Annotated in this window: 6 protein-coding genes and 1 pseudogene; 4 read left to right on the forward strand and 3 right to left on the reverse strand. The window is 67.1% G+C overall.

Going from position 1 to position 8324, the window contains the following annotated elements; genetic code table 11:
* The first annotated feature begins 91 nt into the window (after positions 1-91).
* A complete protein-coding gene (locus BBIA_RS05040) occupies positions 92-745 on the forward strand; it encodes a DUF4125 family protein (RefSeq protein WP_051923796.1) in 654 nt (217 codons plus the stop codon).
* Positions 746-971: 226 nt separating this feature from the next.
* On the opposite strand, the gene BBIA_RS05045 is transcribed toward BBIA_RS05040, so the two are convergent.
* Together BBIA_RS05045 and BBIA_RS15045 are read right to left on the reverse strand one after the other, a co-directional pair.
* Positions 972-2246 carry a hypothetical protein gene (locus tag BBIA_RS05045; protein WP_035138075.1) on the reverse strand — a complete coding sequence of 425 codons (1275 nt, stop codon included), beginning with the start codon at positions 2244-2246 and terminating at the stop codon, positions 972-974.
* A gap of 51 nt (positions 2247-2297) precedes the next feature.
* Positions 2298-4532, reverse strand: a complete 2235-nt coding sequence (locus BBIA_RS15045; RefSeq protein ID WP_033495330.1) for a PspC domain-containing protein — start codon at positions 4530-4532, stop codon at positions 2298-2300.
* 322 nt (positions 4533-4854) lie between these two features.
* Between BBIA_RS15045 and BBIA_RS05060 the strand changes: the two genes are divergently transcribed.
* Both BBIA_RS05060 and BBIA_RS05065 read left to right on the forward strand, forming a co-directional pair.
* Complete coding sequence (locus BBIA_RS05060; RefSeq protein WP_051923802.1) at positions 4855-6189, forward strand: ATP-binding protein; 1335 nt, start codon at positions 4855-4857, stop codon at positions 6187-6189.
* A gap of 115 nt (positions 6190-6304) precedes the next feature.
* Positions 6305-7036, forward strand: coding sequence for a LuxR C-terminal-related transcriptional regulator (locus BBIA_RS05065; protein WP_051923797.1), 732 nt, complete (start codon positions 6305-6307; stop codon positions 7034-7036).
* Between the two features lie 116 nt (positions 7037-7152).
* Here BBIA_RS05065 and BBIA_RS05070 read toward each other — a convergent pair whose 3' ends face one another.
* On the reverse strand, positions 7153-7779 hold the full coding sequence (locus BBIA_RS05070) for an HAD-IA family hydrolase (protein WP_051923803.1): 627 nt from the start codon (positions 7777-7779) through the stop codon (positions 7153-7155).
* A 291-nt stretch (positions 7780-8070) separates the two neighbouring features.
* On the opposite strand from BBIA_RS05070, the pseudogene BBIA_RS05075 reads away from it, so the two are divergent.
* Positions 8071-8324, forward strand: a pseudogene (locus BBIA_RS05075) (IS30 family transposase); the annotation flags it as partial.

Below are 8324 nucleotides of genomic sequence, written 5' to 3' on the forward strand. Positions count from 1 at the left end.
GCCCATGGTTCGAATCCCGATCGGAAACCTACAACTGCGGAATGTCGTCCGCATTCACCCATCCATGCCTCTCACCACACCGGAGACCATCATGACCAATGACCATGCCGCAAATAATGGCGAAAACAACGCCACAGACAACAATGCACTGATCGCACGCATCGTCCGCCGCGAATGGGACCAGTTCCAGCGCACCAACAACGAGGGCGGGCGAGCCGCCTGTCAGGGCAACTGGCCGGTGTTCAACCAGATGCGCACCAGCCAGTTCCTCACGTGGCCCGCGCCGCTGCTGGAGAGCTATCTGGACGACCTGGCCGAAGCGGACCGCATCGGCCGCAATCTCGTCACCGAGAAATATGGCCGCATGATGGCATCCACCGCGCCGGCCGAATACGAGACGAACATCGAGCCGTACATTCCGCGGCTGTCCGGCGAGCGCATTGCACGGCAGGAGCGGATCATCGCCACGCAGGTCGCGTGGGCGGCGGCGTTCCGCGCCCGATACCCGAAGCTCGGCCAGGCGATGCGCGTGCTCACCACCGCGGAGGACACGCCTGCAGCCACGTCGTTCGAAACGTATCTGCGCGGCGAACTCGGCACGTATTCCGACCGGACGCTCGGCCTGTATGAGCGGATGGTGGCTGACAAGACCGCCGACGGCCGCAATCTGACCGAGGAGACGATCCTCGCCACCGTGCGGTTGGGCGGGTTCGCCGATCTCGACGAGGCCGAGGCCGCGCAATAGACGCCGACGACTGGCCGTCTGATCGTCGGATCGCCGCCGAGCGTCGGTGCGGAGACGCGGAGGTTCGGAGGCGCGGATCGGGCGGGTTTGCCAATGTCATGCCCGGATTCGTCGATGCCCAGATGCCCCGGCTCTCCGATTCCAGCTTATGCCGCCGCCTTGCCGTTGCGTTGTGCGCGCTGCGAGTCGTGCCGTGAACTGCCCTGAGAGTCGTGCCGCGAGCCGATCATTTTGGCGAGCGACCAGACGATGGCGATGAGCACGAGCGCCCCGCCGACGACGGCGCAGGCGATGGCGGCGACCACGCGCGGGTCGCTTCCAGCCAGAAGAACAGGTTGGTTGGATAGTCCAGTCCGAGCAGGAGCGTGACCGCGCCGAGCAGGATGCCCATGACGCCGAAGACGATGGCCGCCGCGTTCGGACCGGTTTTGCGGATCACCTGCGGTTCCGGCGGCATGTCGCGTTCGACCTGCACGACCGGCTGCGTGTTGCGGGCCGGCTGCGTCCATGCCGGCGCCTGTTCGGGATTCGGCTGGCGGGATGCCCCGAAGGCCGCCGCGTTTGCCGGCTGAGCCGCACCCGCGCCATGTTCACGATCCTCCGCACGATCGCCGAGGCCGGCATCGGGCACGGCGTACTCCGATGCCGCAGTGTCCGGGACGGTTGTGCCCGTACCGCCGGCAAGGTCTCCAGAAGATGCGCCCGCCGTCTTGTCGGGATCGTGCCGCGCCGCATCCGACTGCGGAATCGCCGCCGTCGGTTCGTCGGTCGGCACCGCCACCGTCATCGGCACGGTTTGGGCGAAATCGTCTAGGCTCGCGTCGATCACGCCCCGCCTGTCGGAGGATTTATCGGAGGATTTATCAGAGGATTTATCAGAGGATTCGTCGGCGTGCGCAGCGAAGGGATTATCGGCGGGAGCATCGGCATGCGTGTCGCCAGACGCCGCGGTTTTCGCCGCGTACAGCGGCACCGTCGAAAGCGGCACCGTCGAGCTGCCGTCCGCCGCATGTTTCTCGCCCACTGCGGCGATCTGCTCCGTATTGTGTACCAGCGTGGCCAGCGGCGTGGTGAGCGGCATGGCCGTGGTGCGTGCGGCATCGTGTCCCGCCGGATACGTGACCGTCGGAATGGTCTGCGCGGGATCGCGCGTCGGCAGGATCGAAGTGCCGCCGATCTGATCGTCCGTCGCGCCGGTGCCGCCTGTTGCGGCCGCAATCGGCGGCATGGTTTCGGTCGGCGTGTCGTTGGACGTGTCCAGCGTGGCCGGAATCACGGTCGTGTCGGTTTCGTCATGCGCGGCAACCGCGTCGGCAACCACGTCGTGTGCGGCGATCGCGCGCGTTTCCGCGACATCGTCCGTACCATCGTCCGCAATATCGTCCGCAATATCGCGCGGCTGCGCCGGCATGGCCGTCGTCGCTGCGCTGTCCGTGTCGAGCGCAACGGTCGGCGCCGTCTCGATCGCCGTGGTCTTGTCGTCCTGGTCGTCATTGTTCATGGTCGTTCTCCTGTACGTATCTCGTTTGGGCCGCGTTCGCTGCCGCACGGGTCATTGCTCGTATCCGTCGACGCCGCGCTCGTATTGCACGGTCACCCGGCCGCTGAGCATCGCGATCGGGTTGATGACCAGCTCCGGCCCGTCCGCCGGCTGCTTGTCCCAATCGGTCACCCATGCGCAGCCGTTTTCGGAGACCTGCCCGGAGGGGCAGGAATAGTAGGTGCCGTTGCTGTACGCGAAGTTGCCGCCGTCGTTGAATCCGATGAGATCTCCGCCCAGCACCATCGACCACTGCCCGCCGATCGTGGAAGAATAGCTCAACTCGCTGCCTTGCCCGACGAACCAGTAGGTGCACCCTTCCGGCAGCGTGATGGTGACGCGCGCGTCGTTCACGGCAAGGTTGAGCTGGCCGTTCGGACAGTGCGAGTAGACCATGCTGCCGTCGCCGAGGCGGACGTGGTGCGGATCAGAGGACGCGTATCTGGTCAGGTCGAGCGTGACGCTGTCCCGGTTGTAGTCGGAGCCCGTTATCGCGAGTCCCTGCTCGCCGTCGTCGTCCAGCGGCAGCGGCTGAACCGCTGAGTATTGGACCGTGTCTTCGCCGTCGACGCTGATCCGTTCGTATCCTTGCCGGTCCGTGTAGTTCGGATACTGCTGCAGCAGGTACGAGTACGTCAGGTTCACGCCGATCATGCACACGGCGACGATCGCGGCGATCCACGCGATCGGCACGAGTCCGCCGGAGCGTCGGCCGGTCAGGCCGAGGATGACGATGAGCAGGCCGAGCGCGATGCACACGCCGGCTGACCAGAACGTCCACACGCGGATCGCGCCGCCGAGATCGGTGCCGCTCAGCACGAACGCGACGGCCATCGACAGGAGGATCATGCCGAGCGCGACGGCCACGACGAACGGTCCGGCCGGCTTGCGCCGCGCGTATTTCGGCTTGGGTTTGGGCTGCGGCGCACGATACGGCGAGGTCATTTGCGGCATGGCCGATGCTGCAGATGATGCGGTTGCTGCGGAAGCGGTCGCGGGGGAAGCGGCTGAGAACGGTGCGCCCGCGGCGCCGGCCGTTCCCGTTGCGGAGTATGGTGCGTTGCCCGATGATACCGGCGATGCCGCAGCCGGAGGCACCGATGCGAACGTTGCCGGTTGTGTTGCGCCGCCGGCGGAATGCGTGGGATCGCCGAATGTGGCGGACTGGGGTGCGGAGGAACCGTTGCGTCCCGCAGGACCGCCCATGACGCCGTTACCGGTCGGACCGCCCGCGGCGTACGAGCCAGGACCGCTGGCCTGATTGCCGTTCCAACCGCCGTAATACTCGTAAGAGCCGGTCGGGCCGGTGGCAGAGTTGCCGGTCGGACCGTTCGCTGGGCCTCCCACCGGGCCGTTCGCTGGGCCGTTCGCCGGGCCGTTCGCCGGGCCGCCGTTCCAGCCGCCGTTCCAGCCGCCGTTGCCGGGCGTGCCGGGAGCGCCGGGGTTGCCCGGAGTGCCGGGATTGGCGCCGCGTGCGGAGCTTGACCGGCCGCCGTAGCCGCGCTGGCGACGCATCTCGCGTTCCAGCAGCAGCCACAGCACGAACGCCGCAATCAGCGTCAGCACGAATCCCGCGCCGGGGAACATCACGCCGATCGCAAAGCACAGGAACACGCCGAGACACGCCCAATCCCAGTCGCCGGCGACCAGCCGTTCACTGAGAATGGTCCCGTCGCGATCGTCGGGCAGCACGAACCATGCGAGCGCGTAGAACGCCGCGCCGAATCCGCACACCAGCACCGCGGCGAGCATGATCGCGCGCATCAGCACCGGACTGATGCGAAAATATCGCGCGAGCCCACCGCACACGCCGCCCACCCAGCGGTCGTCGGACCGTCCGATGCCGCTGCTGCGCACCCAGCGGAAGAAGCGCTGCATCACGCCGGACGCACCGGCCGCACCGCCGCTCCCCCAGCCGGTGCCGTCTCCGCTCACCGGCGGCGCGGGATTGGCGTATGGATTCGGCCCGAACGCGGGATTGCCGAAGGAACCGGCGTACGGGTTGCCCGATGGATTGCCCGCCGGGTTGCCCGCGGGACCGACGTACGGGTTGCCCGCGGGACCGCCTGCAGGACCGCCGGATTGCTGGCTTCCATACTGCGGATCGCCGTATTGCGGCCCGCCGAACGCACGGCCCGTCTGACCGCCCGCCGGATCTCCGACGGGGTTGGCGGACGGATCGCCGCCGGCACTGCCGGAGGCGTCGCCGCGGAAGGAGGATCCTGAAAAGTCATTCGCATTGCTCATGGTTCCATTACAGCAGCCCCCGCGCGCCGGAGCTGTCCGGGAACACCCTGATTGTTCCCTGAACCGCGCATGTCGTTTCCCCGAACGTCCCCTCGGTCGGTCTCCGATTGGCCCGGCACGGCGGCACAATGGAATCATGATTTTCCAGCAGCATCCCTATGCGCCGTCCTCGCAGTCCGATCCGGAGTCGGGCGCGTGGATCGGCGCGCGACCCGGCGGCGCGTCGGGGTCCGCATACGGAACGTATGGAGCAGCTTCGGCCTCATCGGCTTCGCCGACCCCGTCCGTCGTCCCGTACGCGCCGCCCGAACGGCTGCCGCTCATGCGCCCGAAGCGCGGACGCATGCTGTGCGGCGTGTGCCGCGGCGTCGCGATGCATACGGGCGTTGGCGTCGGCTGGGTGCGCCTGCTGTTCGTGGCCGCGACGTGCATGTTCGGGGCGGGCATCGTTGCATACGTATTCCTGTGGCTGTTCATGCCGGTCGGCGATCCCGTCGCCGCCGCGCAGGCACGCGCCGCGGCACGTCCGGCCGCATCCTCGCCGCTGTCCCGCGGCAATCGTCGGATGGGCGGATGGACCGACGGCGAACGCACCGGCGCGGCGAACGGCGACGGCGCAACATCGGACAGTCCTGCAGACCCCGCCCTCGCCGTCGCCGGCCAGTCGGAAACGCTACTGGACGCGCTCAAACGCGCGCCGAAGCCCGCACTGGTCGCGCTCGCGGGCCTTGCGTTGCTGGCGATCACCGTCGTCATGCTGTACGGCGGCGTGGCCGGCGAGCTGATTCTGCCGATCCTGCTGGCCGTGACCGGCGTCGGCATGGCGTGGCTGCGCTACGGGGCGAAGGACGGCCAGTTGTGGTCGATGCTCGGCGGCGTGACGCTGCTGTTCGTCGCGTACGCGGTGTTCGTGTTCGAATCGGCGATTCCCGGCTGGGGCGCGTCGCCGCGGCGCATCATTATGGCCGGATTCATACTGCTAGCGGGCGTGTGCGTGTCTATCGTGCCGTGGATCAGCTCGCTGATCCGCGAACTCGGCACCGAACGCGCGCTCAAGGAGCGCGAGGAGGAGCGCGCCGACATGACCGCGCATCTGCACGACGGCGTGTTGCAAACGCTCGCGCTCATCCAACTGCACAGCAACGAGCCTGCGACCGTATTCACGCTGGCCCGCCAGCAGGAGCGCGAACTGCGCGAATGGCTGTATCAGGAGCGCACCACGTCTGACCGGTCCGTCAGCGCCGGCATCAAGGCCGTGGCCGCGCAGGTCGAGGACACGCACGGCAAGCCGATCGAGGTCGTGACCGTCGGCGACGCACGGCCCAGCGCGCAGACCGACGCGCTGCTCGACGCCGCGCAGCAGGCGCTCGTCAACGCGGTCACGCACGGCGGCGAGCCGGTATCCGTCTACTGCGAGGCCGGCGGCGGCACGGTCGACGTGTTCGTGCGCGACCACGGCGACGGATTCGACGTCGACGCGATCCCTGAAGGCCGGCTCGGCATCCGCGAGTCGATCATCGGCCGCGTGCGGCGGCGCGGTGGTACGGTGGACATCGTGTCGCGGCCGGGCTGGGGCACGGAAGTGCGCATGCACATGCCAATCGCCGACGACGGCGCGCGTGGCGGCAGCACGGACGAAAGCGAACGCGCAAAGTGAGCGCGAATCACCGAGTCGAGTCGGCAAGCAAGATCAGCAAACGTTGCCGGCTTGATCAACGAGCCGACGAAACCGACAAAGCCGGCACAGAGAAGGGAGCGGAGGAATGAACGGAATGAACGAGACTGCCGACGCGGTCGACGCGTCTGGAGCAACCGGCGCGCATTCGATTCGCGTGGCCGTGGTCGACGATCACGAAATGTTCCGCGCGGGCGTGATCGCGACGCTGCAGCCGTATTTCACGATCGTCGGGCAGGCGCCGGACGTGGAGGGTTCGGTGGCGATGATCGCCACGACCAAGCCGGATGTGGTGCTGCTCGACGTGCATGTGCCGGGCGGCGAGGGCGGTGGCGGAGCGGAGATTCTTGCCAAATCGCTCGCGTATTCGCCGCATTCCGCGTTTCTGGCACTGTCCGTGTCCGATTCGCCGCAGGACGTCGGCTCGGTGATTCGCGCCGGGGCACGCGGCTACGTGACCAAGACGATCACCGGCGAGGATCTCATCAATTCGATCCGCCAGGTGAACGAGGGGTACGCGGTGTTCTCGCCGAAGCTGGCGGGATTCGTGCTGTCCGCGTTCCAGGGCGTGCCGGTCGGGGGTTCCGGCGTCGGGTCCGCTTCCGGCGGCGGGTTCGGCGCGCACGACGAGGAGCTGGACCGGCTGTCAGCCCGCGAGCAGGAGGTGATGCGGCTCATCGCGCGCGGCTACACGTACAAGGAGGTCGCGGCGGAACTGTTCATCTCCATCAAAACCGTGGAAACGCATGTCAGCTCCGTGCTGCGCAAGCTCCAGCTGTCCAATCGCACCGAACTCACCCGCTGGGCCGCCGACCGCCGCATCGTGTAGGCGGATTCCCTCCCCGTTCGACCATGACCGAGTCCACGATCCGCTCGCTTGACTCAGCTGCTGCCCTCATCCGGCTGTAGAAGACCGTAATTGAGTCCTTGTCCCGGATATGCGGCTCATCGATGGTCGTTTTCTGGCAACAGGCGCGCACGTGTCTGCGCGGCGTTGAGGAACCGGATGCCGTGCAGGCCTACGGCGGTGGCGGCCTCCGCGTTGTACGCCTTGTCGTCCACGAACGCGGTGGTGGCCGGATTCACGCCGAACCGTTCGATCGCACGCCGGTAGATCATCGGATCGGGCTTGCGGATCCGCTCCTCGGACGAGACGACCGTATCGCGCAGCAGTCGCAGCCACGGGAACTTTTCCCGCGCGGCGTGCACGTACTTCGCGGTGAAGTTCGTGAGTCCCCACAGTCGCACGCCGTCCGCGTCCAGGTCGCGCAGCAGCGTCGGCATGCCGTCGATCATGTCGTACAGCGACAGCTGCTGGCGTTCGAAGTACACGCGGAACACCCACGCCACGGCCGGACCGTGGTGACGCTCATAGTCGGCGAGCACGCGCTCTTCGCTCCAGCCGGAGTCGCTCATCGCATCGTAATAGTCAAACCCGTATTCGTCCGTCTTGTCGAAGAACATGTCGACCACGCCGGCCGGATACTGGCCGTCGAGCGGCAGCCGCGGCCGCCAGTCCAGCAGCACGTCGCAGTAGTCGAAGATCACGTCGGTGTATGCACATTTGCCCATGCCCTTCACCATACCCCGGCGACCGGCATGCCGTTGCATGCCTTGCGTGACATCGACGCGAGCAGAAGATAGTACTATCCGCAATGTCACACGAGCAGGTTTGGCCTATACTCCCTACAACCGCATTCTGGGCTCTCCTTGCCCCCCCCCCGAATCCGGACAACGAAAGGCGGGTTCTAGTGATCGTTGCAACGCTTGGCTGATTGATGGGAGTGCCAGGTGGGAGACGAGAGCGCGCAGCGCGCGAGTAGGTGGGTGTTCGAGGGCGTGACGTACGCGACGCGTCGTGAGATGTGCGCGGCGCGGCGGGGACGGTACGTTGAGTATCTCAACGCGGGCATGAACTTCACGCAGGCCGCTCGCGCGGTGGGCGTGTCGAAGCGAACGGGGAAGGCGTGGCGCAACGGTCGGACGCGGGCCACGGGACGCAACGAGAAGCCCTTGGTGGACTGGTATCGTTCCACCGTGGACAAGCCCAAAAAGATCAGCACGAGGTATTTAAGCCAGGACGAGCGCATGAGCATCGCCGACTGGCGGCATGCCGG

Origin of the sequence: Bifidobacterium biavatii DSM 23969 (assembly GCF_000741165.1) — a bacterium.
Taxonomy (GTDB): domain Bacteria; phylum Actinomycetota; class Actinomycetes; order Actinomycetales; family Bifidobacteriaceae; genus Bifidobacterium; species Bifidobacterium biavatii.

Excerpts from the sequence above, each read along its gene's own strand:
- BBIA_RS05070 (WP_051923803.1), bottom strand. The coding sequence starts at position 7,779 with ATGGGCAAATGTGCATACACCGACGTGATCTTCGACTACTGCGACGTG.
- BBIA_RS15045 (WP_033495330.1), bottom strand. The coding sequence starts at position 4,532 with ATGAGCAATGCGAATGACTTTTCAGGATCCTCCTTCCGCGGCGACGCC.
- BBIA_RS05060 (WP_051923802.1), top strand. The coding sequence starts at position 4,855 with ATGCGCCCGAAGCGCGGACGCATGCTGTGCGGCGTGTGCCGCGGCGTC.
- BBIA_RS05040 (WP_051923796.1), top strand. The coding sequence starts at position 92 with ATGACCAATGACCATGCCGCAAATAATGGCGAAAACAACGCCACAGAC.
- BBIA_RS05065 (WP_051923797.1), top strand. The coding sequence starts at position 6,305 with ATGAACGAGACTGCCGACGCGGTCGACGCGTCTGGAGCAACCGGCGCG.
- BBIA_RS05045 (WP_035138075.1), bottom strand. The coding sequence starts at position 2,246 with ATGAACAATGACGACCAGGACGACAAGACCACGGCGATCGAGACGGCG.